The organism is Aequorivita sp. IT1282, from assembly GCF_058068205.1.
On record NZ_JBYRHR010000008.1, the window covers coordinates 24907 to 51361 of the forward strand.

At 36.8% G+C, this 26455-nt stretch carries 27 protein-coding genes and 1 tRNA gene; 12 read left to right on the top strand and 16 right to left on the bottom strand.

What is annotated here, in order from left to right:
* Position 1: 1 nt before the first annotated feature.
* The 5 genes from AC3RVG_RS15555 to xrtF form a co-directional block, all read right to left on the bottom strand.
* The gene (locus AC3RVG_RS15555; protein WP_489692401.1) at positions 2-2335 is read right to left on the bottom strand and encodes a multicopper oxidase domain-containing protein; all 2334 of its coding nucleotides are present in this window, start codon (positions 2333-2335) and stop codon (positions 2-4) included.
* 84 nt (positions 2336-2419) lie between these two features.
* A complete protein-coding gene (locus AC3RVG_RS15560; protein WP_489692402.1) occupies positions 2420-2839 on the bottom strand; it encodes an HYC_CC_PP family protein in 420 nt (139 codons plus the stop codon).
* 56 nt (positions 2840-2895) lie between these two features.
* The gene (locus tag AC3RVG_RS15565) at positions 2896-3438 is read right to left on the bottom strand and encodes a DUF3347 domain-containing protein (protein ID WP_489692403.1); all 543 of its coding nucleotides are present in this window, start codon (positions 3436-3438) and stop codon (positions 2896-2898) included.
* A gap of 36 nt (positions 3439-3474) precedes the next feature.
* Entirely contained in the window at positions 3475-3909 is a 435-nt protein-coding gene (locus AC3RVG_RS15570) for an exosortase F system-associated membrane protein (protein WP_489692404.1), read from the bottom strand.
* Positions 3906-4451 (bottom strand): exosortase family protein XrtF, encoded by a 546-nt coding sequence (gene xrtF / locus AC3RVG_RS15575; RefSeq protein ID WP_489692405.1) that lies wholly within the window; start codon positions 4449-4451, stop codon positions 3906-3908. Before xrtF ends, AC3RVG_RS15570 begins: the two co-directional genes overlap by 4 nt.
* Positions 4452-4607: 156 nt before the next feature.
* Between xrtF and AC3RVG_RS15580 the strand changes: the two genes are divergently transcribed.
* Entirely contained in the window at positions 4608-5066 is a 459-nt protein-coding gene (locus AC3RVG_RS15580) for a GAF domain-containing protein (RefSeq protein WP_489692406.1), read from the top strand.
* Between the two features lie 29 nt (positions 5067-5095).
* On the opposite strand, the gene AC3RVG_RS15585 is transcribed toward AC3RVG_RS15580, so the two are convergent.
* Positions 5096-6355 (bottom strand): ABC transporter permease, encoded by a 1260-nt coding sequence (locus AC3RVG_RS15585; protein ID WP_489692407.1) that lies wholly within the window; start codon positions 6353-6355, stop codon positions 5096-5098.
* A 191-nt stretch (positions 6356-6546) separates the two neighbouring features.
* On the opposite strand from AC3RVG_RS15585, the gene purH reads away from it, so the two are divergent.
* From purH to rodA, 6 genes are all read left to right on the top strand, one after another.
* Entirely contained in the window at positions 6547-8079 is a 1533-nt protein-coding gene (gene purH, locus AC3RVG_RS15590; RefSeq protein WP_489692408.1) for a bifunctional phosphoribosylaminoimidazolecarboxamide formyltransferase/IMP cyclohydrolase, read from the top strand.
* Positions 8080-8142: 63 nt separating this feature from the next.
* Positions 8143-9171, top strand: a complete 1029-nt coding sequence (locus tag AC3RVG_RS15595; protein WP_111844475.1) for a rod shape-determining protein — start codon at positions 8143-8145, stop codon at positions 9169-9171.
* A 103-nt stretch (positions 9172-9274) separates the two neighbouring features.
* Positions 9275-10105: a rod shape-determining protein MreC gene (gene mreC / locus AC3RVG_RS15600; protein WP_489692409.1), complete on the top strand. Its 831-nt coding sequence runs from the start codon at positions 9275-9277 to the stop codon at positions 10103-10105.
* Positions 10092-10601 (top strand): rod shape-determining protein MreD, encoded by a 510-nt coding sequence (locus tag AC3RVG_RS15605; protein WP_489692410.1) that lies wholly within the window; start codon positions 10092-10094, stop codon positions 10599-10601. The genes mreC and AC3RVG_RS15605 overlap by 14 nt, the downstream gene beginning before the upstream one ends.
* Positions 10598-12460 (top strand): penicillin-binding protein 2, encoded by a 1863-nt coding sequence (gene mrdA / locus AC3RVG_RS15610; protein WP_489692411.1) that lies wholly within the window; start codon positions 10598-10600, stop codon positions 12458-12460. Before AC3RVG_RS15605 ends, mrdA begins: the two co-directional genes overlap by 4 nt.
* Positions 12460-13716: a rod shape-determining protein RodA gene (gene rodA, locus AC3RVG_RS15615; RefSeq protein WP_489692412.1), complete on the top strand. Its 1257-nt coding sequence runs from the start codon at positions 12460-12462 to the stop codon at positions 13714-13716. Before mrdA ends, rodA begins: the two co-directional genes overlap by 1 nt.
* Before the next feature lie 71 nt (positions 13717-13787).
* Here the strand turns inward: rodA and AC3RVG_RS15620 are convergent, their stop codons facing one another.
* The 6 genes from AC3RVG_RS15620 to AC3RVG_RS15645 all read right to left on the bottom strand — a co-directional run bounded on the left by AC3RVG_RS15620 (position 13788) and on the right by AC3RVG_RS15645 (position 19446).
* Positions 13788-14603, bottom strand: a complete 816-nt coding sequence (locus AC3RVG_RS15620) for a DNA/RNA non-specific endonuclease (protein ID WP_489692413.1) — start codon at positions 14601-14603, stop codon at positions 13788-13790.
* Positions 14604-14615: 12 nt separating this feature from the next.
* Positions 14616-15440 carry a hypothetical protein gene (locus AC3RVG_RS15625; protein WP_489692414.1) on the bottom strand — a complete coding sequence of 275 codons (825 nt, stop codon included), beginning with the start codon at positions 15438-15440 and terminating at the stop codon, positions 14616-14618.
* A 27-nt stretch (positions 15441-15467) separates the two neighbouring features.
* On the bottom strand, positions 15468-15767 hold the full coding sequence (locus AC3RVG_RS15630; protein WP_489692415.1) for a type II toxin-antitoxin system RelE/ParE family toxin: 300 nt from the start codon (positions 15765-15767) through the stop codon (positions 15468-15470).
* On the bottom strand, positions 15764-16009 hold the full coding sequence (locus AC3RVG_RS15635) for a hypothetical protein (RefSeq protein ID WP_489692416.1): 246 nt from the start codon (positions 16007-16009) through the stop codon (positions 15764-15766). The genes AC3RVG_RS15630 and AC3RVG_RS15635 overlap by 4 nt, the downstream gene beginning before the upstream one ends.
* A gap of 60 nt (positions 16010-16069) precedes the next feature.
* Positions 16070-17173 (bottom strand): ABC transporter permease, encoded by a 1104-nt coding sequence (locus tag AC3RVG_RS15640; RefSeq protein WP_489692417.1) that lies wholly within the window; start codon positions 17171-17173, stop codon positions 16070-16072.
* 62 nt (positions 17174-17235) lie between these two features.
* The gene (locus tag AC3RVG_RS15645) at positions 17236-19446 is read right to left on the bottom strand and encodes a carboxy terminal-processing peptidase (protein ID WP_489692418.1); all 2211 of its coding nucleotides are present in this window, start codon (positions 19444-19446) and stop codon (positions 17236-17238) included.
* Positions 19447-19631: 185 nt separating this feature from the next.
* On the opposite strand from AC3RVG_RS15645, the gene surE reads away from it, so the two are divergent.
* The 3 genes from surE to coaD all read left to right on the top strand — a co-directional run bounded on the left by surE (position 19632) and on the right by coaD (position 21314).
* Positions 19632-20408 (top strand): 5'/3'-nucleotidase SurE, encoded by a 777-nt coding sequence (surE, locus tag AC3RVG_RS15650; protein ID WP_489692419.1) that lies wholly within the window; start codon positions 19632-19634, stop codon positions 20406-20408.
* A 49-nt stretch (positions 20409-20457) separates the two neighbouring features.
* Complete coding sequence (locus tag AC3RVG_RS15655; protein ID WP_489692420.1) at positions 20458-20745, top strand: hypothetical protein; 288 nt, start codon at positions 20458-20460, stop codon at positions 20743-20745.
* 116 nt (positions 20746-20861) lie between these two features.
* Positions 20862-21314: a pantetheine-phosphate adenylyltransferase gene (coaD, locus tag AC3RVG_RS15660; RefSeq protein ID WP_489692421.1), complete on the top strand. Its 453-nt coding sequence runs from the start codon at positions 20862-20864 to the stop codon at positions 21312-21314.
* Positions 21315-21391: 77 nt separating this feature from the next.
* Here coaD and rpsT read toward each other — a convergent pair whose 3' ends face one another.
* From rpsT to proS, 3 genes are all read right to left on the bottom strand, one after another.
* Positions 21392-21643, bottom strand: a complete 252-nt coding sequence (gene rpsT / locus AC3RVG_RS15665) for a 30S ribosomal protein S20 (protein WP_489692422.1) — start codon at positions 21641-21643, stop codon at positions 21392-21394.
* Between the two features lie 26 nt (positions 21644-21669).
* A tRNA-Glu gene (locus AC3RVG_RS15670) sits at positions 21670-21741 on the bottom strand.
* 81 nt (positions 21742-21822) lie between these two features.
* On the bottom strand, positions 21823-23298 hold the full coding sequence (gene proS / locus AC3RVG_RS15675; RefSeq protein WP_489692423.1) for a proline--tRNA ligase: 1476 nt from the start codon (positions 23296-23298) through the stop codon (positions 21823-21825).
* Between the two features lie 72 nt (positions 23299-23370).
* Between proS and AC3RVG_RS15680 the strand changes: the two genes are divergently transcribed.
* Positions 23371-24441, top strand: coding sequence for a hypothetical protein (locus AC3RVG_RS15680; RefSeq protein ID WP_489692424.1), 1071 nt, complete (start codon positions 23371-23373; stop codon positions 24439-24441).
* A gap of 116 nt (positions 24442-24557) precedes the next feature.
* Positions 24558-26078, top strand: a complete 1521-nt coding sequence (locus tag AC3RVG_RS15685) for an OmpP1/FadL family transporter (RefSeq protein ID WP_489692425.1) — start codon at positions 24558-24560, stop codon at positions 26076-26078.
* A gap of 264 nt (positions 26079-26342) precedes the next feature.
* On the opposite strand, the gene AC3RVG_RS15690 is transcribed toward AC3RVG_RS15685, so the two are convergent.
* Positions 26343-26455, bottom strand: a 113-nt coding sequence (locus AC3RVG_RS15690; RefSeq protein WP_489691595.1) for a T9SS type B sorting domain-containing protein, incomplete at its 5' end; no start/stop codon positions are given.

Genomic DNA, 26455 nt, shown 5'->3' on the forward strand with positions numbered 1-26455 from the left:
TTTAAAAGCGAATTGATAATCCTCCACCCGCACCAAAGCGGTTGTCATAGCTAGCCATCAAAGAAAAATTCTTCGATAGAAAATATTCAAGACCTGCGTTCCAGGTTAATTCGTCACCGTAATCAATACCCATTGGAAAATCATCAACAAGTCCAAAATCTGCTTGATATTCAATCATTCCAAAGGCAGCTGTTCGGGGAAAGATCATTATTTCTCGTTGCAGCCCAATTTGAGGACGAAGTTTATTGTCTATGCGCACATCCAAATTAAACAAATAGGGAGTTAAATAACGTATACCAAGAATGGCAGTGGTTTCAATTTCGTCCAGGCTATCTTCCGTTCCATTTTCCACATTTACCCCTCCAAAAACACGCAAATAATCGTGCAGATACCGCTCATAAGTAACCTCAGCTTCAATATTCTCGTTCCAGCCATATTCTGCCATTACATTGAATTGATTTCTCAAATTTGAGGCGGTCAGGTTCAATTCAGCCATATGCGAAGCCACATCTGCGGTACTCCAAGTATAAAAATGGTTGGCCTCGTTTATAATTTTGGAAACAGGAAACTCTTGCAAACGTTCATCCCGTGGAGTTTCGTAACTAAAAACGCGCGCCATTCCTCCCATCATGTGGTAAAGCACGTGACAATGGAAAAACCAATCGCCATAAGTATCACCGTAAAATTCAATTGTAATTTGCTCCATTGGAGGCACGTTTACAGTGTGTTTTAAGGGAGAATATTCGCCATTTTCATTAATAACTCTAAAAAAATGTCCGTGCAAATGCATTGGGTGATGCATCATTGTGAGATTATTCAAAGTAATTCGCGTTACCTCATTGCCTTTAATTTTAATATTATCCGTTTCAGAAAGCGGCACACCATTCATACTCCAAATATAGCGGCTCATATTTCCGGTAAGATTCAAGAGAATTTCTGTAACGGGAACGTCTGCAGAATAATTAGTCTTTTCAGGAGATTTCAGATAATCATAATTGTAATCTGAATTCATATCCATCCCCTCCATTTTCATTGGCTCTTCATCCATTTTCATTTTGGAATGGTCTTCTTTTTCTGATTCTTTCGGCATTTCCATCTTAGAATGATCCATTTTAGAATGATCAACTTTTGTTGAATCTTTCGGCATTTTCATCTTAGAATGATCCATTTTAGAATGGTCCATATCCATATCTTTCATGTCATCCATTACCATTCGGTATTCTTCTTTCATTTCAAAACGCTCATCTTTTTTGGGTTGAAATTTAATTGCGTGGGCGCCCATTTTCATCTTCATTTTAGCCATTTCCTGCATCATTGCAATCTTATCTGGCTTTGCTACTATCGGGGCTGAAACAATTTCACCTTTTCCAAAATACGCGAAAGCTGTACCAGAACCATCTTGTGCCATTGCCCTAAACTCAAGCTTTCCATTTGCTGGAATTGTTACAATAAAGTCGTAGGTTTCAGCTATTGCGATAAAGGTTTTGTTTCTTTTTACAGGCACAACATCAAGCCCATCGGCAGCAACCAACAAGGGGGTTTCTCCACCAAAAGTCATCCAGAATTGTGAAGAAGCAGATCCATCTATAATTCGTAATCTAACTTTTTCGCCCGGCTCAAATTCAGGATATTCTGCTATCTGTTTTCCATTAATCAAAAAAGCGGGATAGTAAATATCGGCAATGTCTGCGCCTTCCATCCGTTGTCGCCAAAAATCGATTTGAGCACCCAATGCACCGCGTCCAATTACTTGATTTAAAGGGGTAGATGTGCCTTTTTTCATTCCATACCATTCATTGCCACGTTTTAAATTACGCATTACGTTGTGAGGATTTTCATTGGTCCAGTCGGAAAGCATAAGCACCAATTCTTTATTATAATCCAAGGTCTTTTCTTTGGGCTGAATAACAATAGAACCAAACACGCCGCTCTGCTCTTGAAGCATTGTATGCGAATGATACCAATACGTACCAGATTGTTCTATAGGAAATTTATAGGTAAATGTTGTGCCCGGAAGTATGGGAGGTGTAGTTAAATAGGGTACTCCATCTTGGAAATTTGGCAGAATTATTCCGTGCCAATGGACTGAAGTTTCCACGTCCATTTTATTTATAACGTGAATTACGGCTTGTTCGCCTTCTGTAAATTCAAGGGTGGGCCCAGGAATACTGCCGTTAACCGTCATTCCCACAACTTCTTTTCCTGTGAAGTTTACAGTTTCTTTTTCAATGGTCAATGTGTATTCTCTGATAGGCCCTTCCTCCTTTTCCTGCGAATAGGAAAATTGAAGAAAAACCAGATTCAAGAATAAGGCTAATATAATTTTATGTTTCATCTTTTTAGATTTGATTTATATGAAAACTTGCTCCATAGAAGAATGGAGTTTTAATCATTAGTTACCTGCAATCGCAGGTATTAATCAAATCAAGAAGGTCTCGTACAGAATATTTAAGTTCTGTTCGAGCGGTGGCGGACTGTAATCCGCGAAGAAGGTTTTTTCAATGGAAGCTATTTCAACTTCCTGTAATATAAATACAGAGACAAAAGTTGCGACAAAGGATTTACTGAATTTTAAATCAAAAGAAGCTTTTGCAAAATTGTCGTCGGTGTGTATTTTGGTTACGTGATTTTTGCAACAATCGTGAGCATCGGCTAACGCAGTTTGGGACCCACAATCTGAATTTGGGCCGTCTGATTCCATGCCACAAGAAAGATGTTTTTCGCCCAAAGTAATTTCAGCCATCATTTCCATCCCACTGCAGAAATGCTGGGCATACGCAATCCCCGAACTGCTGGCTAGCATCAGTATAGAAAGGAATATGGAAATGGATTTTTTCATTATAATACAAAAGTACAAAAAAAAGCCCTCCTTAAAATCGGAAGGCTTTGTTAAAATTATTTTAGTTCAGCATCTACTCTACCACATTTCAGCATTTTATCGCCAAAATAAGGATTTAAAATATCTCTACTGCTGCTTATCCAATATGCGCCTTTGTTATTAAAAGCCATTGGGCAGTATTGCTTGTAAAGTGTTCCAGATTTCAGTGAACCTTTCAACATAGTTTCAACACCACTGCTTAAAGCCTCAAAGTTTTGACGCTGCACTTTTATATCTTCAGAACTTGCCATTGCGGAAACTGCTGTTTGGGTAGCTTCTTCGGCATTCATTTCTTTTAGCAGTATTTCAAGTTTTGTAGATTCCGAAGCTGTTTTAGCAGCATCCGTATTTACTAAAGCCGCTTCCACGTTCAAGTATTGTTCAAAAATAGCTTCAACCTTTGGGTCGTTGAATTCTGCTTCTGTTTCTGCTATTTCGTAAGCTTCAATTTCAGTGTTATCTACAGTTACTACTTCGGGCTCGCTTTGTTTTGCGTTGTCCTTGCAGGAAACTATTGTTAATGAAATAACAGCAAAGAGTATAAGTGATATATTTTTCATTTTTCTTAAAATTTAGATTACAAAGGTATTAAAATATCAAAGTGATTTGTACTTCTGAAAATAAAAAGCAGGTAATAAAATAAGTAAAAACAACGGCTGAATTAAGAACCGCCGAACATAGAATAATACGAAGTGCCCGCTGGTATCTTCCGATGTGAAAATGATAAAACTGAAAACTAAAAAAAGCAGCGCAAAGAGCAGACCGTAAAGAATAAGGGATAGTTTTATAATTTCCATATCCTTAAAAATTAACCAAATAATTAATAATGAAATAATTGTATTCATCAAAAAACGTAGTGCGAGTCCAGTTTGAAGTGCAAAAATGTCCATTTCTGGTAATGGCAAACTTTTGTAGTCCGTTTCAAAGAAATGTAAAAGTGGATCGTAAAATAACACGTCTTCATATCCACGAATAAACACCAGCAAACCAGCGAGTCCTATAACGCCCAATATTTTTAAAATCTTGCTCATGTTGTGGTATTTGGTTTCAACATCCGCACCCAAACCATCCATAAAATAAAAACCATTCCATAGATAATCCCTGGAAAAACAACGGAATGCAGCATATTTTCGAACTGTGGGAATTTGTACAACGCAACAATTAAAATAACAATACGCAGCAAGTTAACGATGTAAATTAGAACAGCTCCCGCAAAAAGAAATAGAAAGGTTTTTTTAAAATTCTCTGCAAAGGCGATAATAAAGGATATAAACAAAATGATAACACTTATAGAATTACAACCTTCCACAATGCTTACTGTGTAATCATTATTTATGGTCAATAACATTCCTTGCTGCAGAATACTTGGTGATAAATTAGAAACATAACCAAAAGCTGCCAGCACCGACTTACACTGTTGGGCAACGAGATTTGTAATATAATCTGGGAAAAAAGCGCCGTCGGCAGATGCTTTTAAATAGAAGGAATACAAAATACTGAACAGCAAATATGCGCCCATAAAAAGTAGGATGAAACGAACTACAACCCAGTATTTTTTAAAAAGTTCTTTCAAAAACTTGATTCTTTTTTATAATGCTTCAAACATGCTCAGCAAATATTTAAAGTATAAATATGAAACTGTCATATTTAACAAAAATACAGTATTTGTATTTGGCGTTTGTAACCGTTTTGAAATACTTTTGCCAACTTAATTTAGATTTATAAACCTATGTCTTTTTCAAATTTAAAACCACAACTTAACACGATTTTATCCAACAATAGCGAAAGTGCCGAACAACGCTTAACAGCTGTCTGCGAGCTTTTGCAAAGTTCCATTGCCTATTACGATTGGGTTGGGTTCTACTTTGCAAATGAAGCTGAAAAAACACTTCACTTAAAAGCGTTTGCAGGCGAACCAACAGACCACATAGTAATTCCTTTCGGAAAAGGGATTTGCGGTCAAGTAGCGGTAAGCAACAAAAATTTTGTTGTGGCAGATGTGGCTGCGCAAGACAACTACATTGCGTGTAGTATTACAGTGAAATCTGAAATTGTAATTCCGCTTTTTAAAGACGGAAAAAACATTGGGCAAATAGATATTGACTCGCACGTTGCAGATCCATTTTCTGAAGAAGATGAGCGCTTTTTGGAATGGGTAAACGAAGAAGTTGCGAAAATTCTGAATTAAGAATTCTGAATTCAGAATTCTTAATTATTTTACATTCCCGTTCTAATTGCCTCCACCGGATCTAATTTTGAAGCTGAAATGGCTGGTATAATTCCAGCGATTAAACCAATTGCTGCAGAAATTGCGGTCCCAATAAACATATTCCACGGAGAAAGTACAAACTCGAAATCGCCCGTGAATTGGGAGGCTATAATTGAAACGATAAACACTAAAAACAAGCCGATTAAACCGCCAATTATTGCAAGAATTACAGCTTCAAACAAGAATTGAAAAAGAATAAATTTATTCTTCGCACCCAACGATTTTTGAATCCCAATTAAATTGGTTCGTTCTTTTACGCTCACAAACATAATGTTTGCAATTCCGAAACCGCCCACAAGCAGTGAAAAGCCGCTTATTACGAGTCCGATAATATTCATTGTACCTGTTATTTTATCAATAACATCTGCAAAACCTTGTAATTGATTCACAAAAAAGGTGTCAATATCGTCTGGTTTCATTCCACGTGAAATACGCATTTTTTGTTTTAAGGTCGCAATAAATTCGGCCTCGTCTATTCCTTTTTCGGGTTTTATAATGATAAAGGGAAATGTATTTTTGTTTGAATCGCCAAAAACTCTTCGTGCTAAATTAACTGGAAGATAAACTGAAGTATCTTTACTATTTCCGCCAAAAATATTGCTTCCCTCCTTTTTCAGCACTCCAATTACAGTAAATTTTCTGCCGTATAATCGCAACTTTTTACCAATTGCTACTTGCGGTGAGCCATAAAGCGTATTCGCAATTTCATCGCCCAAAACAATTACTGGCGAACCACTGATAGATTCAGATTCATTAAAAAACCTGCCTTCAGCTATTTTAAGCGCTTCAATTTCGTAATATTCGTCGGTAACTGCGCCAATTGCAACATTTTCAACAGATTTGTCATCACTCTTAATATTTTCGCTACCAACGTTTAATGTGTAAGACGCCGCCAATAAGTTAGGCACCGATTTTTTTAGATATTGGTATTCATCGTAAGTTACGTCGGGAAACTGCTCACGTTTCCAAGAAGGAATATCGGTTGGGCCAAAAGAATATTTCCCCAAAAATATTGTGCTATTATCTAAACCGCTAATACTTCCCTGAATTTCGCGTTTTAAAGAATCTACTGCTGCAAGTACCGCTATAATAGAAAAGATTCCAATAGTAACTCCAACTAACGACAAAAATGTTCGAAGCTTATTATTTTTAAGCGCGTTGAGCGCAAAATTGAAACTTTCCTTTAATACGCGGAGGTATATTAGCATCTATGATTTTAGATTTACGATTGTAGAATTACGATTTTTGATTATGTACTCCTCAAAATACCCTTCTGCTTCAATTTCAATTACACTTTCAAAAGAGGGTTGATAAATTTATTAAAAGTAAGACGTTTTCTCTTGGCTTATGTTACAAATTTACTACGCAATTATGTACTTTTGCACCTTAATTTTCAAGAATGAACAATTCCAAAAAAATCTCATCCGCTTTAATTTCCGTTTTTAGCAAAGAAGGCCTTGCCCCAATCGTTAAAAAACTACACGAACAAAATGTAAAAATATACTCCACAGGAGGCACTGAAAAATTCATAAACGATCTTGGAATCGACGTGATTGCAGTGGAAGATGTAACAGATTATCCTTCAATTTTAGGTGGTCGCGTAAAAACACTTCACCCAAAAGTTTTTGGCGGTATTTTAAATCGTCAAGATCACGAAGGCGATGTTGCCGAAATGGCACAATACAACATTCCGCAGTTAGACGCTGTGATTGTAGATTTGTATCCTTTTGAAAAAACAGTTGCTTCGGGTGCTTCGGAAGATGATATTATTGAAAAAATTGACATCGGCGGAATTTCATTGATTCGCGCTGCGGCAAAGAATTTTAAAGACACCATTTGCGTTTCTTCGGTTGATGATTATGCGGAATTTTTAGAATTGATTTCAGCAAATAACGGTGAAGTTTCTTTGAAAGATCGCAAGCGATTTGCAGCAAAATCATTCAACGTATCTTCAAATTACGACACGGCGATTTTTAATTATTTCAACAAGGAAGAAAAATTGCCAGTTTTCAAAATAAGTGAAACCAACGGACAGGAACTTCGCTACGGCGAAAACCCACACCAAAAAGGATTTTTCTTTGGAAATTTTGACGAAATGTTTACCAAACTTCACGGTAAAGAATTGAGCTACAACAACCTTTTAGATGTTGACGCAGCCGTAAATTTGATGAACGAATTTAAAGGGGAAGCACCAACTTTCGCAATATTAAAACACAACAACGCCTGCGGAATTGCACAACGCGACACCGTGCAACAAGCATATTTAGCTGCATTAGCTGGTGATTCTGTTTCAGCATTTGGCGGAATTTTAATTAGCAATGTAGAGATTGACGAAGCTACCGCAAACGAAATTCACGATCTTTTCTGCGAAGTGGTTATTGCCCCTTCTTTCTCATCGAAAGCAGAAGAAATTTTAAAAGGAAAGAAAAACCGAATTTTATTAATTCAAAAAGAATCTGAATTACCTTCAAATACTGTAAGAACTTGTTTGAATGGCGTTTTGGTTCAACAAAAAGATAGCATTACCGATACTGTTTCAATTTTAAGCAATGCAACAAACAATAAACCCAATTCGCAAGAGTTAGAAGATTTGTTATTTGCGTCTAAAATTTGCAAACACACAAAATCAAACACAATTGTTTTGGCAAAAGGAAAACAACTTTGTGCCAGCGGTACCGGCCAAACCAGCCGCGTTGACGCATTGCGACAAGCAATAGATAAAGCTAAAGCCTTTAATTTTAATCTTGAAGGTGCCGTAATGGCAAGTGATGCTTTTTTCCCGTTTCCAGATTGTGTGGAAATTGCAGATAATGCTGGAATAACCGCTGTAATTCAGCCTGGAGGTTCTATAAAAGATCAATTGAGCATCGATTATTGCAATGCAAATAAAATGGCAATGGTATTTACTGGAACCCGCCATTTTAAGCATTAAATTTTATTACATTTGTTAAAACCAAACATATCACGTTAACCTTCAACTTCAACGATATAAAATATGGGATTTTTTGATTTCCTGACTGAAGAAATAGCTATTGACTTGGGTACCGCAAATACCCTTATAATCCACAATGATAAAGTTGTTGTGGACGCTCCGTCTATTGTTGCGCGAGATCGCACTACCGGTAAAATAATTGCCGTGGGGCGAGAAGCTGCAATGATGCAAGGTAAAACCCACGAAAACATTAAAACAATTAGACCGTTGAAAGATGGAGTAATTGCAGATTTTGACGCGAGTGAAAAAATGATAAACATGTTTATCAGCGATATTCCTGCATTAAAAAAGAGATGGCTTAAACCTTCGTTAAGAATGGTTATTTGTATTCCAAGTGGAATTACTGAAGTTGAAATGCGCGCGGTAAAAGAAAGTGCAGAACGCGTTAATGGTAAGGAAGTTTACCTTATCCACGAACCAATGGCAGCCGCTATCGGGATTGGTGTTGATATTATGCAACCAAAAGGAAATATGGTTGTGGACATAGGAGGTGGAACTACTGAAATAGCAGTAATTGCACTTGGTGGCATTGTTTGCGATAAATCGATAAAAATTGCCGGTGACGTTTTTACAAACGACATTGTATATTATATGCGTACCCAACATAACCTTTATGTGGGCGAGCGCACTGCTGAAAAAATTAAAATTCAAATTGGTGCAGCTACCGAAGATCTTGAACTTCCTCCAGATGAAATGGACGTACAAGGGCGTGATTTGCTTACCGGTAAACCAAAGCAAGTACAAACTTCGTACAGAGAAATAGCAAAAGCACTCGATAAATCTATTCTTCGAATTGAAGATGCCGTGATGGAAACACTTTCACAAACACCGCCAGAACTTGCCGCAGATATTTACAACACCGGAATTTATCTTGCCGGTGGTGGTTCAATGCTTCGCGGATTAGATAAAAGGCTTTCGCAAAAAACCGATCTTCCAGTGTATATTGCTGAAGATCCGTTACGCGCAGTTGTTCGCGGTACAGGTATTTGTCTAAAAAACTTAAACAAATATAAAAGTGTGTTGATTAAATAATTTTTCGATAGAAGTAATTTTATTGAAAAATTATAATAAGAATAATTGTCCATTTATGGCGTTGCTCCCATCAGAAAACAGAATATTTTAACCCCACAAAGCAATGCAGCAGATTATATTTTTCTTCATTCGGAATAAAAATTTCCTGTTGTTTGCTGTGCTCTTTATTATTTCTGTAGCACTAACAATTCAGACTCATAACTACCACAACAATAAATTTGTTAGCTCTGCTAATTTTATTTCTGGCGGCGTTTATACCTTCAGAAATAATATTACCGATTATTTTAATCTTGCAGAAGAAAACGAACAATTGCTGTACGAAAATTTAAAACTTCGGAAAAAGATTGACCAATATAAAGACGTCGTTGTATTCGAAAAGCTTGACAGTACGGTTCTTCCCAGTAAATATAAATATTTTACTTCGCGAGTAATCAACAATAATTATACTAAAAGTAAAAACCAACTCACTTTAGATAAAGGCCGTAGGGATAGTATAAAAATTGATTTGGGGGTTATTTCTTCCAAAGGAATTGTGGGTATTGTGAGCGATGTTTCCGAAAATTACGCAACCGTGCAATCTATTTTGAATACTAAAAGTAGAATTAATGCCAAGCATAAAAACTCGGGGCATTTCGGTTCGCTAAAATGGAACACCGAAGACCCCAACGTTGTTCAGTTAATTGATATTCCAAGACTTGCACCTCTTAAAAAAGGTGATACGATTATTACCGGCGGGCGTTCTACTATTTTTCCCGAAGGAATATTAATTGGCACTGTAAAAGATTTTCGCTTAGATAATGACGATAATTATTATTACGTAAACGTTGACCTCTTTAACGATATGACGAGTCTTGAAAACGTGTACCTAATAGAAAATACCGAAGCCAAAGAAATTATAGAATTAGAAAAAGGAGTGGAAGATGTCGAACAGTGATATACTAATAAATATTGTTCGTTTTATAGCGCTGGTGTTTCTGCAGGTGCTTTTGCTTAACAATGTTAATCTTGGCGGATATATTAATCCGTATTTATATATACTATTTATAGTGCTTTTCCCGCTAGACGGAAATAAGGGGCTACTAATTTTTTTAAGTTTCCTATTAGGACTTTCAATCGATATTTTTGAAGATTCAGGCGGAGTACACGCTGCGGCTTGTGCATTTATAGCATATATTAGGCCTGTTGTGCTAAAATATTCTTTTGGCGTAAGTTATGAATACAATAGCATAAAAATTAGAAAAGCAGATCCAATGGAACGGCTTACTTACATTGCTTCCTTGGTTTTTATGCATCATTTAATAATGTTTTCGCTGGAAATTTTTAGTTTCAAACACACTGTATTACTATTGAAATCTACCTTGTTCTCTGGGCTATTTACAATTATTGTGATTGTTGGTACAATGATCCTTTTTAATAGAAAAACCACATGAGAAAAATCGTACTTATCGTATTGGTTTTGTTAACCGGTGTGCTTTTTACCGCTCGGCTTTTCTATTTGCAGGTTTATGATGCATCATCAGATTCATTAACGCAAAACAGCGCTATTAAAGTAATGTACGATTATCCACAGCGCGGGTACATGTTCGATCGTAATATGAAACTTTTAGTTTCAAACCAACCATCCTATGATGTTATGGTTGTTCCCAAAGATGTAAAATCTTTGGATACTTTAGAGTTCTGTGGGTTGATGAAAATATCTAAGGAGGAGTTTAAAGAAATATTGCGCAAAGCGCGAGTGTATTCACCACGACTTCCTTCGGTGGTGCTTCCCCAATTGAACAAAGCAGATTACGCTTCCCTTTCGGAAAAAATGTATAAATATGAAGGTTTCTACATTCAGCGGCGCTCGCTTCGCGAATATCAAGTAGACCATTCTGCAAACGTAATGGGCTACATTGCGGAAGTTAATAACGCCATCATCGATAAAAACCCGTATTACCAAATGGGTGAACTTATTGGTACAGCGGGTGTAGAAAAAGAATACGAAGAAGTTTTACGCGGAGTGAAAGGGGTAAAATATATTCAGAAAGACCGTTTTAATAGAGATATTGGTCCTTACAAAGAAGGAATTTTCGATACATTACCAGAACGAGGCCTCGATGTGCAACTCACAATTGATGCAACACTTCAGAAATATGGTGAAGAATTAATGATCCATAAACGCGGTGGAATTGTAGCTATAGAGCCCGATTCGGGTGAAATACTTGCACTGATTACCGCACCAAGTTATGATCCTTCGCTATTGGTAGGCCGAGACCGTTCTAAAAACTTTACAAAATTGTGGTATGACACTATAGGAAAACCACTCTACGACCGCGTTTTAATGGGCGAATATCCTCCAGGATCGCCATTTAAAACTTTAACTGCATTAGTTGGGCTTCAGGAAAATGCAATAAGCATGGACGATGTTATTGGTTGTTCTGGGGGGTATCATTTTGGCAGAAGAGTTCTTAGGTGTCATCATAGCGGACCAGTTTCATTGGTTTCCGGTATTGCCAAATCCTGCAACACCTATTTCTGTACTGTTTACAAAAGAATGATGGATACATATCCAACGCCACAAGACGGTATAGACGCTTGGCGAAAAGACCTTATGAGTTTTGGTCTGGGCGATTTTTTAGGCTACGATCTACCTAGCGGAAAAAGAGGAAACATACCAACATCTGCTTATTATAATAAAATTCATAAATTTCCTGAACATAAGTGGTCTTCGCTCGCAACCATATCTAACGCTATTGGGCAAGGCGAAGTTTTGCTCACACCTATGCAAATGGCTAATTTTACTGCAGCTATCGCCAATCGGGGTTATTATTATACACCCCATATTATGAAAAATATTATTGGGCCAGATACAATTCCGCAGAAATTCAAAGTAAAAAATAATACTACTGTCGATCCTAAACATTTTGAGCCAGTTGTTGAAGGTATGTTTCAGGTTTATGAACGCGGTACTGCTGCTTCAATAAAAGTTCCGGGAATAGAAGTTTGTGGAAAGACTGGAACTGCAGAAAATTTTACGAAAATAGATGGCAAGCGTGTACAGCTAACAGATCACTCCATTTTTGTAGCATTTGCTCCTAAAGATAATCCTAAAATAGCCATCGCTGTATTTGTTGAAAATGGTTATTGGGGCTCACGTTGGGCAGGAAGAATTGCCGGACTTATGATTGAAAAATATCTAAAAGGCGAAATAACTAGAACAGATATGGAGAAATTTGTACTCCAAGGAAGCTTGGAAGCAGAATATGCCAAACAATACAGTGGTCAACCCTTTTCAATAAATCACTAATGGCAGCTACCAAAAGTTACGTGCGTTTTGATTGGTTAATCATTTTTATATATATCGCTTTGGTATCGATGGGCTGGATTAATATCTATTCCGCTTCACTAAGTGATGCAGCCAAAGGCTATTTTGATTTTAACCAAATCTATGGCAAACAGATGATTTGGATAGGTTTGAGTATAATACTTATCATTTTCGTTTTGGCTATTGAATCTAAATTTTACGAAAAATACGCAAGTGTTATTTACATTGCTTCGCTACTTTCGTTGGCAGGCCTATTCCTCTTTGGAAAAACGATCGCCGGAAGTACCGCTTGGTATGACTTTGGAGGTTTTAGTTTTCAACCCAGTGAATTTGCAAAAGCCGCCACGGCACTCGCCCTTGCTAAATACGTAAGCGATATTCAGACGAATATGCAGGATTTAAAAAATCAGATAGGCGCTCTTATTATTCTCACATTACCCGTTTTATTAATTATAATGCAACCAGATCCTGGTAGTGTTTTAATATATGCTGCATTTGTTTTTCCGCTGTATCGCGAAGGTTTGCACGGGGTTTATCTGCTTTTAGCGCTATTTGCAATTGTACTTTTTGTGAGTACGCTTGCATTCGGCACGATCTGGGTAGCCGCAGGAATTGTTCTAATTGCAGGAGTTATATTTTTTAGAAATAGAAAAAAAAGGCCGAATATCCTTAAATATTTATTGGTTATAATTAGCTCCATTGCATTTGCATTTTCCGTGAGTTATATCTTCAACAATGTTTTTAAGCAGCACCACCGCGACCGTTTCAATATTATATTAGGGAAAGAGGTTGATGCCCGCGGAATTGGTTACAACACCAATCAAAGTGAAATTGCAATCAGTAATGGCAGTTGGCTGGGGAAAGGTTGGACGCAAGGCACGCAAACAAAAGGTAATTTTGTACCCGAACAACACACAGACTACATTTTTAGTACAGTAGGTGAAGAATGGGGATTTTTGGGAAGTATGGTTGTTGTTCTGCTATTTATTGCGCTGATAACAAGGATTATCTATCGAGCCGAAAAACAGAAAAATCAATTCGGAAGAGTTTATGGATATAGTGTTGCGGCAATTCTATTTTTTCACTTTTTCGTGAATATTGGGATGGTAACTGGTATATTCCCTACAGTTGGAATCCCACTGCCTTTCTTTAGTTATGGCGGTTCCGCACTTTGGGGATTTACTATTTTACTCTTTATTTTTGTAAAATTAGACGGGGCGAATTATCACTACGCGTAAAGCCCCCTAACCTATGAAGGAGGAATAGTCTCAACTGCAAACAGAAATTGAAACTCACTGAATACTGACCACTATTTCCTTCCCCAAGCTTTTAAATCGACGGTTTTCTCCAATCTATCCTCAATGGAATCTGGTAACTCTGGGAAGAAATCGATGCCTGTTTTAGCCTCTATTTCGTCAATGGAGACGGCGTATTCATAAAATGATTTATTGGAAGGTTTATTCGGAATTAAAAACGCAGCAGCTTTATATTCACCGTTGGAAACATCCACAACAATTTTGTAGAAATCGTTCGGAACCGAAACATTATCATCGCCGATGGTTTTCATATTTCCCTTTAAAACACCTGCAGTTACAACATAAACTCCGTCGTATTTTACTGCCCAAAATCTCACTTTTTGCTCTAAGCGGTTCCAAATTCCAGAGTTAAATTCACGATCATGCGGACTTATATTACTCGTTAAAAAAGTTTCGTTGTATGCTTCAAATGACGCTTTTCTATCGCCAGCAGGACAAAGATGTCCGCGGTCGTAACCAGAATTTTTATAATTGCGCCAATCTGCAGACTTCGTTTTCACCTTTTTGTCTTCAATAAAATAAGGGCGTTCAAAATCGTTTTTAGCAAGATCACTTTTAGCCAATTCATAAGCAACCCACTCCGCTTGTTCATCTTTTTCAGAATAGGAAAGTGTGAAGTAGTTGTGTTTTACAATTGCCCCTGTGGTTGAAGCAGGTAGGAAAGCGTCGCTAAATTCTTCAGAATTGGAAGTGGTTGTATTTGAAATTTTCGAAGCTGAATTATTATCAATATTTAGAAAATCGTCTGCATAATACAATGCTACGGTAACAATGATAATAACTAAGGGGTAAATGTATTTTCGGTTCATTCTTCAAAAATACTATTTATTCGAGTTTTTATATGAATCTTCATAAACTGTAACGATTTCTTGAATTCTAGGATCGTCTGACACAAAACTTCTATTATTGAAATGTGAAATAAAAGAAAATGTTTGGGAATCCAACGCATAAATGTCAAGATAAGTTTTTAACCATTTAAAAGTCCAATCTGCCTTGTTAGAATGCAAAAGTAAAACCATCAATATTTCTTTAAAATATTGCTCTTTTGGAAAGTTTTGTTCTGTAAATATTTCATCGAATAATTTTTGATTCTCTTCGTCTATTCTAGTTTGAACATCCCAATCGGCTTCCCGCTGCGGCACCCTAAACCATTGATCTCTTACTCTAATGTAGCTCAACCAATATAATAATCTTGCATTTTCTTCACTAACTTTTTTTCTTTCGGGAATTTGGAAGTTGCATTTTTTAAACAATTCTATTACGTAATCCAATTCATAATCGAGAATTGGAGACAATGTTGTGCTCCTATCTGGCCGCTCTAATAGCAGGTACTTATGTATTGGTTTCAGCAAATTTTCACAGACACCTGAAGAATCGATTTTGAAAGCTTCGCGAAGATTTTCTTTTACGTGAACGGAATCCTTTGCCATCGCTTTTAAATTTGCCATAAAAGACAAAAACTGGGCTTTGTTTATAACATCATCGACATCAATAGAATTATACTTTTCTAAAGTATCTGAAACGATATAATTGATTGCTTGAGAATCATCCAAAGATATTTGCCAAGGCACATCGATTGTAATTGGTTCTTTTTTACAAGAGAAGAGAAATAAACAACTTGTAAATATTAAATATGAAGTTTTCATTTGAAGTTATATATAATTGAAGAAATACTAAAAATATTTCTCAAGCTCTTTAGGGTCTCTAGAGTTGTTCCAAAAAATTTGAAGGTCTATTCGTTTCTTATTCTCAAAAACTTCATAGAAAACTGTAGTTTGTTTGGAAAGCACGAACATTCTAACCTCTCCCTTTTTAGAAATCTTTCCCATATAAGGATTTGAAGAAAGTGCTTTACTAAATACATCCACCAAATTGATAAATTTTTCAGCCTCTTTAGTGTTCCACTTTTGCAGAATAAAATCAATTTCTTCCTCGAAAGTTATATCAGCCAATGGTGTCCAAAAAACGGTCATCGGTAATTCTCAATTTTTTTTCTAGCCTTATCCATCACAGTTTCGTGAGAAATCACCAAATCTTGACGGCTTTGCTCTTTACTTTTTTCAATTACTTTCTTAACTTGTTCGGGCAAATCGTCCCAAAAATCAGTTGTTTCAATTTCGTGATTAAAAAAATATTCCGCTCTTTCTATTTCTTCAACAGTTGAAATTTCCATACATTTTTCAATCAACTTGTATTTTCTTTCTGTAATGTCCATCTGTGCAAATAGTTAAATATCTATCAAATATACAAATTGTTCGCCGTAATTATTCTACTTCTATTTCCGCACATCCATCGCATCGCGGAGTGCATTTCCTATCAACATAAAAGCTGTTACAAGGCTCATAATAGCCAAACCAGGAATTAGAGCAAGATATGGTTTCCCCAAAATAATGTATGCGTAGTGATCTTTAATGATGCCTCCCCAACTTGGCATTGGTGGCTGTGCTCCGATTCCTAAAAATGAAAGTCCGCTTTCAATAAGAATGGCTCCCGCAAAATTGGCGGCTGAAATAATAATTACCGGTGCCATACTATTCGGCAAAATATGTTTTACAATTATTCTGAAATCGTTAAATCCCAATGCACGGGCAGCGGTTACGTATTGCATCTGTTTTACGCCCATAACTTGCCCGCGAACGACGCGCGCAACTTCCACCCACATTGTAAGCCCAACGGCGATGAAAACCTGCCAGAAACCTTTACCAAGCGCCAAAGTAATAGCGATAACCAAAAGCAAGGTGGGAATGGACCAAGTAACATTGATGAGCCACATTATTGCGGCATCTACTTTTCCGCCAAAATAACCTGCAATGGCTCCCAAAGTAACACCAATTACTAGTGAAATAAACACCGCTACAAACCCAATAGCCAATGAAATCCTGATGCCAATAAGCATTCTACTCAGCAAATCGCGACCGTATTTATCGGTGCCGAGAAGGAATTTTTTCTCTGAAATATATTTATTGGGAATTTCCTTTACTGAAGTCGCATTTGGGAAAAGTGAAAGCGCATATTCCTTTTCAAGCCCATCGGCACCATCTGGAGTATACTCTATAATTTCGATGGAATTTTCCTTTAAAGTGTATTTAGCAACTGGAATTTCGGTATTAGCATTTTTCTTTCCAAAGAAGAAAACTGAGAATGGGTTTTGTGCTTCTAACGCAACAGGAATAGTAAGCATTTGTACTGAAAATCCTGGATTCTTAGAATGAATTGAAAGATGCATCTGATTCGCATTTTGCGAATTATCTGGCGCCAAGGCATAGGCAAAAATGGCAATCAATACACAGAGCGTTAAAAAACCCAAACTAAAAACGCCCCAAAAATTCCTTTGGAACTTTCGGAGCGCTATTCTGGTTAATGAAGTGGTTTTTTTCACACTTCAAATTTAGTAAAAATTAGCGTGTTTTATTCAGAAACAGGCTTGAGGTTTAACCAATATTATTTTTTAATATCTGCTACTTTTCCAGCCTTAATATTATTGAGTTTTAAATCTTCAAGCACATGTACTGCTTCTTCAACATACATATCTTTACTTAAGCTTTTGTGCCATCTTTTACGTTTTTCAGATAAGGTGGTGTCTTGCTTCATTAGTGCTGTTTCGTATGGCAGTGAACTAAAACTAAGTTCGTTATCGTACTCATCAATTGCGTCAAAACGTTTGGTTTCTTTAATTCGCTGTTCAATATCGGCACTATACGCTGTATAATTTAAATTCACTGTTTTTTCATCTCTGCGCTCTTTAATCCACTTGGCATTATCATCTATTAATTGCAAATGAGCATTTTGCGCCATACGGGCTTTACTCTTTTCAATAGTTTCATTATAATCTATATAGCCATCCCAAATATCATATTTAGCTGCATCAATTTTATCATAAGGCAATGGATTGTCATAATCTCTTTCTCCTATATCAATATAGCTATAGCGATCTGGCATTACAACATCACTCTTTACTCCTTCCAATTGTGTGGAGCCACCATTTACACGGTAGAATTTCTGCGACGTAATTTTAAGGGCACCCATATCGCCCAAATCATTCTTGCGAAGCCATTGGTTAAGATCTATTACGTTTTGAACAGTACCTTTTCCATAAGTTTGTGTGCTACCAATAATAATAGCACGTTTGTAATCTTGCATAGCGGCAGCCAAAATCTCAGAGGCCGAAGCAGAGAGTTCATTCACTAAAATTACTAGCGGACCGTCCCAAACAATTTCGCTGTCCTTATCTTCCAAAACTTCTTTTTTTCCGTTGGAAGCAACTTGCACTACAGGGCCTTTTTTAATAAATAGTCCCGCAATATCTACAGCAGTTCTTAGCGACCCACCGCCATTGTCACGAAGATCTAAAACCAGACCTTCCATTCCTTCTTCTTTTAAACGAATAATTTCTTTTTTAACATCAGTAGCAGCGTTGCGCTCTTTGTAGTTCTCCATGTCAAAGTAAAACTGAGGCAGATTAACAAGGCCGAATTTTCGGTCGTCTTTGTCTATTAATGAAGATTTAGCATAGGTTTCTTCTAGCTCAACAACATCTCGAGTTAACACTTTATCTGAAATAGTTCCATCAACATTTTTAATGGTAAGTGTAACTTTCGTGCCTTTTGGGCCTTTTATCAATTTTACAGCATCGTCTATTCGCATCCCAACAATACTTACGGCATCCTCCTCATCTTCCTGCTTCACTTTTAAAATTGCATCGCCAACTTCAATTTTTTCACTTCGCCAAGCTGGACCACCACTTATAACTTCTATAACTGTTATGTAATCGTTCTTTTTTTGAAGTCTAGCGCCAATGCCTTCTAATTTTCCAGACATTCTAAGGTCGAATCTATCCTTATCTGGCGGAGCAAAGTAATTTGTGTGTGGGTCAAACTCTTCAACAATGGTGTTTAGATAGATGGCGAAATAATCTGTGCGCTCTAAATCTTTTGTAAAATCGAAATATTCATCAAGCGAACCTTTAGCTGTTTCGCGTGCTTTCTTTTCTAAATCTACCAAAGACTTAGCTACAAATGGTTCTGCTTTATTAGATTTTGAATTTTTTGAAGCCTCTGCAAAATCTGCATCATCTTCTACTTCGTCACTTTTTTCGGAAGCAGTAATTCCTTTTTCTCGCTTTTTCTGGTCTTCAACCAAATCATAATAGCCAGAAAGTGTAGTAAATTTTAACTGCTGTTTCCAGCGTGCTTTCAATTCTTTTTTTGAAGTAGCATAAGCAAGATGATCGTAATCTACATTTATACTTTCTGTTTCAGTAAAATCAAAAGGAACATCTAAAACTTCAGGATATATTTTTTGTACATCTGCCATTCGTTCTTCAAAACGGCCATAAACCAAATCAAAAAACGACAAATCTTTGTTTTTTATCTGATCGTCAATTTCAAATTTATACTTACTAAATTCTTCTATATCGGTAGCTAAGAAATATCTTTTTAAAGGGTCGAGGCCTTTTATAAAATCGTCATAAACCCCAACAGAAAATTCATCATTAATATCTTTTGGATCGTAATGTCCCTTCTGAATTACGTAAGTTATAAGGTCCAAAAGCAGCTTGTCTTTATCGGGATCGTCGAACTTCTTTGTAGTAAAACTACAGGAAGCCACAGAAACGAAAACCGCCAAAAACAAAACTTTAAAATTCTTTTTCATTATCCGCATAGTTGTGGTATTATTTATAGATGTCTAAATTATATAAAAAACCGTGCCATTAAGGGATTCCAGTACTAATTTTTTGTTAAACAGTTTATTTGCTTTTTAGAATCCAGTATTCTCCTTTCGATCGTTGTATTAGCAGCATTAATACTTGTATTTTTGTTCCTTTAAAATTGTAAAACATGTCCAAAAAAAGACCCCTAATTTTAGTTACAAATGATGATGGTATTAATGCTCCTGGCATTCGTACTTTAATTGAAGTTATGAACACCTTGGGTGATGTAATGGTTGTTGCACCAGATTCGCCCCAAAGCGGAATGGGCCATGCCATAACTATTAACGACACTTTGTATTGCAATAGTATAAAAGTGATAAATGGCGATCCACAAAAAGAATACAGCTGCAGTGGAACGCCCGTTGATTGCGTAAAAATAGCGGTAAACGAAATTTTAAAACGCAAACCAGACCTTTGCGTAAGCGGAATAAACCACGGAAGCAATTCTTCTATAAATGTAATTTACAGCGGCACAATGAGCGCAGCTGTAGAAGCAGGAACTCAAGGTATTCCATCCATCGGATTCTCACTTTTAGATTATTCTATGGAAGCAGATTTTGAACCTTCAAAGAAATTTGTAAAGGATATAGCCATGCAAACCCTTAAAAATGGTTTGCCGAACGGAGTAGTTTTAAATGTGAATATTCCTAAACTAAAAGCTTCAGAAATAAAAGGCATTAAGGTTTGTCGGCAAGCAAATGCGCATTGGGAAGAAAAATTCGACAAGCGTACCAATCCAGTAGGGCGCGATTACTATTGGCTTACGGGGGAATTTGTAAACGACGATAAAGGCGAAGACACAGATGAATGGGCGCTACACAACGGCTATGTTTCAGTAGTACCCGTACAATTTGATCTTACAGCGCACCACGCTATTAAAGAGATTAATACTTGGGAATTATAAGCCTTGTATTCACAAAGTGATATAAAAAATTAAAAAGCACCAAAATAATATGAAACCACACGTAAAGGAGATTTTAATTGGATTCGTAATTGGTTTGCTAGCCAACATGGCGGGCACCTATTTATATATATTCTTTATTTCAGATTATAGTTTAGAAGTTACATTACAAGAAGCTTTAGCAAATGACCTGTTGGGAAGTTTAATCGCTTTAGGAGCTATTTTAAATCTAATTGTGTTCTTTATCTATTTAAAAAAGAACCAATTTTTAAGAGCGCGTGGTGTAGTTTTAGCAACTGTTCTGGCAGCAATCGTTATATTGATTGCGAAATTTTTCTGAAAAGAAAAGAGTTTTGCCAATAACTCATTAACTTAGTCAGGCTTAAGATTCAAAGTTTGATATTTCACGCTAGTATTTTTATCTGAAACAAACCATCAATTCTAAAAATAGAAAAAATGAAACGCGCAGTTTTTCCCGGTACTTTTGACCCAATTACACTTGGACACGTAGATATTATTAATCGTGCGCTACCGCTCTTTGATGAGCTTATAATAGCCATCGGGGTGAATGCCGAGAAAAAGACAATGTTTACATTGGAAGAGCGAATAGAATTTATTGAAAAAACATTCAAAGGGGAAGCCAAAATTAAGGTGAAAAGCTATAAAGGCTTAACCGCTCATTACTGTATTTCGGAAGAGGCGCAATTTATAGTTCGCGGTTTGCGAAACTCAACAGATTTAAACTACGAACAGCCCATCGCACAGACCAATTATAAAATGGCGAAAGTTGAAAGCATTTTCTTAATATGCTCGCCTGAGGTTTCAAATATCTCGTCAACCATCGTTCGCGATGTTATGCGCAATGACGGTCCCTATTTAGAACTTGTGCCATCTGCTGTGAAGAAATAATAATAATTAAAAAACATTCAAACAAAAAAGCCCTTTCAGTTTCCTGAAAGGGCTTTTAAAATTGTAACTAAAAAGAATTATAGCGCAGCTACGTGCTTAGCCATATTCGATTTTAAATTGGAAGCCTTATTCGAGTGAATAATGTTTTTCTTAGCCAATTTGTCAATCATTGAAGCAACACTTGGAAACATAGCTTCTGCCTCTTTCTTATCAGAAAGCTCTTGAAATTTCTTCATGGCGCTACGAGCAGATTTATGCTGGTAACGGTTACGCAAGCGCTTTGCCTCGTTGCTTCTAATTCTCTTTAATGCTGACTTGTGATTTGCCATTTTTGTTTTATTAAATTCTAATTTTGTAGTCCGTAGGGGAATCGAACCCCTGTTACCAGGATGAAAACCTGGCGTCCTAACCCCTAGACGAACGGACCATTGTTTATTTTTAAATGCGGATGCAAAAATACAACATTTTTTGAATGAAGCAAATCTAAAATAACTTTTTTCAAAAAAAATTAATATGCCTTTGCAAAAACTACTCTTCGCTCAGACGGCTTCCCAGTAATAATGCACGCTCCGGGCTCATTGCTACCTTCTATAGGAATACATCTAATTGTTGCTTTTGTTTCGTTTTTAATTCGCTCCTCAGTTTCTATCGTTCCGTCCCAATGAGCCAAAATAAAGCCTCCTTTACCATTCAAAACCGACTTAAATTCTTCATATGTAGCAACTTCCGTTGTATGTTCGGTTCTATATGATGCCGCTTTTTCATAAAGCGAGTCTTGAATCTCTTCCATCAACGAAAGAACCTTTTCTACTACATTTTCGTTAGTAATAAACTCTTTTTCGAGTGTATCTCGTCGCGCTAGCTCAACTGTCCCCTTTTCTACATCTTTCGGCCCAATAGCTATACGCACAGGGACTCCTTTCAACTCGTACTCGTTAAATTTCCATCCTGGCTTGTGCGTATCGCGTTTATCATATTTTACTCGAATTCCATTAGCGCGCAGCTTTTTCATCAAATCTACGGCCACTTCGTCTACTGCTTCAAACTCTTCTTCTTTTCGATAAATTGGCACGATTACTACTTGATCTGGCGCCAAATTAGGAGGCAAAACCAAACCTCTATCGTCACTATGCGTCATAATTAATGCGCCCACCAATCTTGTGGAAACTCCCCAAGATGTCGCCCAAACATAGTCTAATGTACCGTCTTTAGCAGCAAATTTTACGTCAAACGCCTTTGCGAAATTCTGACCTAAAAAGTGCGAAGTTCCAGCCTGCAACGCCTTTCCATCTTGCATTAAAGCTTCAATACAATAAGTTTCCAAAGCACCCGCAAAACGTTCGCTCTCTGTTTTTGTTCCTCTTATAACTGGTATCGCTAAATACTTTTCAGAAAATTCAGCGTAAATATTCATCATTTGTTCCGCCTCTTCTATTGCTTCATTCTTTGTAGCGTGAGCTGTGTGCCCTTCTTGCCAAAGAAATTCAGCTGTACGTAAAAACAGACGTGTACGCATTTCCCATCGTACCACGTTTGCCCATTGGTTAATTAAAAGCGGTAAATCGCGGTAGGATTGTATCCATTTTCTGTAGGTATCCCAAATTATAGTTTCAGAAGTTGGTCGAACGATTAGTTCTTCTTCTAACTTCGCATCTGGATCTACAATAATTCCACTTCCGTCTTCAGCATTTTTTAATCTATAATGTGTTACTACAGCGCATTCCTTAGCAAAACCATCAACGTGACTTGCTTCTTTACTGAAGTACGATTTTGGTATAAACAACGGAAAATAGGCGTTTTGGTGCCCAGTTTCTTTAAACATTCTATCCAATTCTGCTTGCATGCGTTCCCATATAGCATAGCCGTATGGTTTTATAACCATACACCCACGAACACCGGAGTTTTCAGCAAGGTCCGCCTTGATTACTAGCTCGTTATACCATTTGGAATAGTCTTCTGCTCTCGTTGTTAAATTCTTTGCCATAACCTGGTTTTTGGCACAAATGTTGTGTCTATGTTAAATGATTAGTTATTGTCCGCAAAACTACTTATTTTTATGAAGTTCAACAATAAAATTACCATAGATATGTCCACTGAAAATATAAATATTAAACGTTTCATCCCTTTAGCATTCATAGGCGTTTTCGTCCTTTTGCTATCGTCTTGTGGAACGCATAACAATGGTTACAATCAAAATGATGGTATTTATTCTTCTTCTAATAATTCAAGTTCAGAAGAAGATTACGGAAATTCCAACAATCCTGCTGATAAAGCAAATTATTATCAGCAATATTTCCGAAGTAAAACTGACGAATTCTCCGAGCTACCTGAAGAAGGTGCCATTTTTACAGATATCGATGCCTATTCAACTACCGAAAGATTGGATGAAGAAGGAAATATTGTAATTGAAGACAATTATGAATATGAAGAAGACGGTTATGGCGCTTGGGGTAGCAATTCCGAGTCAGTAACAGTTAACATCTACAATTACGGCGGTTATGGTTACGGATTTTACCACAGACCTTATTGGTACGGCGGTTACTGGGGCAATCCATATTATAATTACTACACGCCTTATTGGGGAATGACATACGGTTGGGGTTCATATTACGGTTATGGATATGGATACGGCTATGGTTATGGATATCATCACGGTTATTATAACAACTACTATAATAACTCGTATTACAATAATGTTTCATACAATCGAGGCAGAAGAAATACAGACTATAACAGAACTAGTGCAAGAGGACGCTCTAATGACGTTTCAAAGAGAAATTCATATAGCCGTTCTGAATTAACCCGACGCGTAGATCGCAATGGTGTTCGTGCAAATAGCACCACCCGCGACACGCGTAGCAATGTTCGCAACACGCGTACTAACTCTAATAACACCACAAGAAACACGCGCTCTAATTCAACAATTCGTAATAACAGCAGCTCTCAGCCTACAAGAAATAGTAATTACTCTACACCTACAAGAAGCAATAGTTCCAGCACTATTCGTAGTTCAGGAAACAGTACGCGCTCTAGCGGTAGTAGTGTTCGTTCTAGCGGCGGAAGCAGCAGCGGAAGAAGCAGTAGTAGTGGTAGCAGCAGCAGCAGCGGACGTGGAGGACGCGGTTAAAATCTATTTTCCGAAAATTTTTTAGACGAAGAAATAATTTAATATGCCCAATAAACCATTTCAAAATAATACGAAATGTTTGCGTTGGGCATTATTTATTTAAAACAACAAATTAGATGAAAAGATTACCATTATTACTAATTGCCGTTTTTTCTATAGCCATTTCAGAAGCTCAAAATACTACTGACGGTTTGAGATATAGTATGGGTGAAAATATTGGCACGGCTCGTTTCACCGCTCTTAGCGGGGCAATGGGTGCTTTGGGAGGTGATTTCTCTGCTACCAGTATAAATCCAGCTGGGGGTGCTGTTTTCATAAGTTCTGGACTTACATTCTCTACTTCCTTGTTTGATGTTGAAAATAAAGCAGATTATTTCAACAATAATGAAAGTAGTTTTTCACAAAATGTAGCTTTAAATCAATTAGGCGGTGTTTTTGTAATGGACAATTTTGATGAAGAATCAATATATAAAAAGTTTACGATTGGCTTTAACTATGATATCACCAAAAACTTTGACAACGAACTTTTTATAGCGGGAACTGGGAATACATCTATAGGTGAATTTTTTCTCGCGCAAGCACAGGGTATTCCTTTAAATCTACTTCAAGTGCGACAAAATGAATCTATTTCTTCTTTATACCGATACTTGGGAGAAAATGAAGGAACTGCCGCCCAGAATGCTTTTTTGGGTTATCAGGGATTTCTCTTTGATGCTGTTGACCCGGGAAATCCTTCCAATACAAGTTATACCTCCAATATTGCCAATGGTAGTTTCAACCAACAATACGCTTATCTTTCCGAAGGTTACAATAGTAAATTCACCATTAATCTCGCCGCACAAATAACCGACGATTTGTTTTTTGGCGTAAATGTAAATACACATACACTATATTTTAATCAAAGTTCATTTCTCTTAGAAAGCAACAACAATAGTGGTTCAACAGTGAATAGAGTAGGTTTTGAAAATAATCTTTCAGTAAATGGTGCGGGAGTTTCTGCACAGTTTGGAGCTATCGCAAAAGTAGCAGATAACCTACGTTTAGGCTTGAGTTTTGACACACCTACTTGGTATCAAATTTCAGAAGAAACGACGCAATACCTCGAAACCCAACGCATTTTTGAAGGACGTACAATTACCGAAATTGTAAATCCAAATGTAATTAATGTATACGAAGATTATACTTTGAAAACACCCGCCAAGGTTATGGCAAGTGCGGCATACATTTTTGGACAAAAAGGTTTAATAAGTTTCGATTATTCCTTTAAAGATTACGGCTCAATTGAATACAGCCCCACTAAAGATCCCTTTTTCAGGAATTTGAATAGAAATATTGAAAACACATTAAAAGGCGTTTCTGAATACAGAGCTGGTGGTGAATATCGTCTAAATGAGCTAAGCCTACGTGGTGGTTTTCATTATCAAGAAAGCCCTTATAAAAACACTGAAGTTCTGGGCGAGCTTATCGGTTTCTCTGTTGGTGCAGGTTATAATTTTGGTAGTTTCACCGGCGATCTTGCCTATTCACGCTCTGAGCAAAAAAGAAACCAGCAATTATATTCAATCGGATTGACAGATACTGCTGAAATAAATTCAATTTACAGCAATTTCGTTTTATCGTTAGGTTTTAATTTTTAAGTCTTTTCCTTATAAATTAAGTTGAAATATTTGCTAGTATATTTTACATTTTAGGAATGAATAAATCTTTTGAATCTCGAATATAGACTTCTTTCTTTTGAAATTTGAAACTTGTCACATCATATCTTAAGCATTGAAATATCAATCTGAACTCTGCATACATCTTCATTTGAAAACTTAATGATGTAACTAAATAACTTACGATCATAAATACAAAAACCCCGCTATATAGCGGGGTTTTTGTATTTAATTATATATTTCTATTTATCGTTTTAGGGTAAAATGTCCTTTGAATTCTTTAGGCACGTCGTCTTCGGTGTATTCCACTCTGAACCAGTAATCGCTTGATGGCAGTGGGCTTCCCCCGAAGGTTCCAT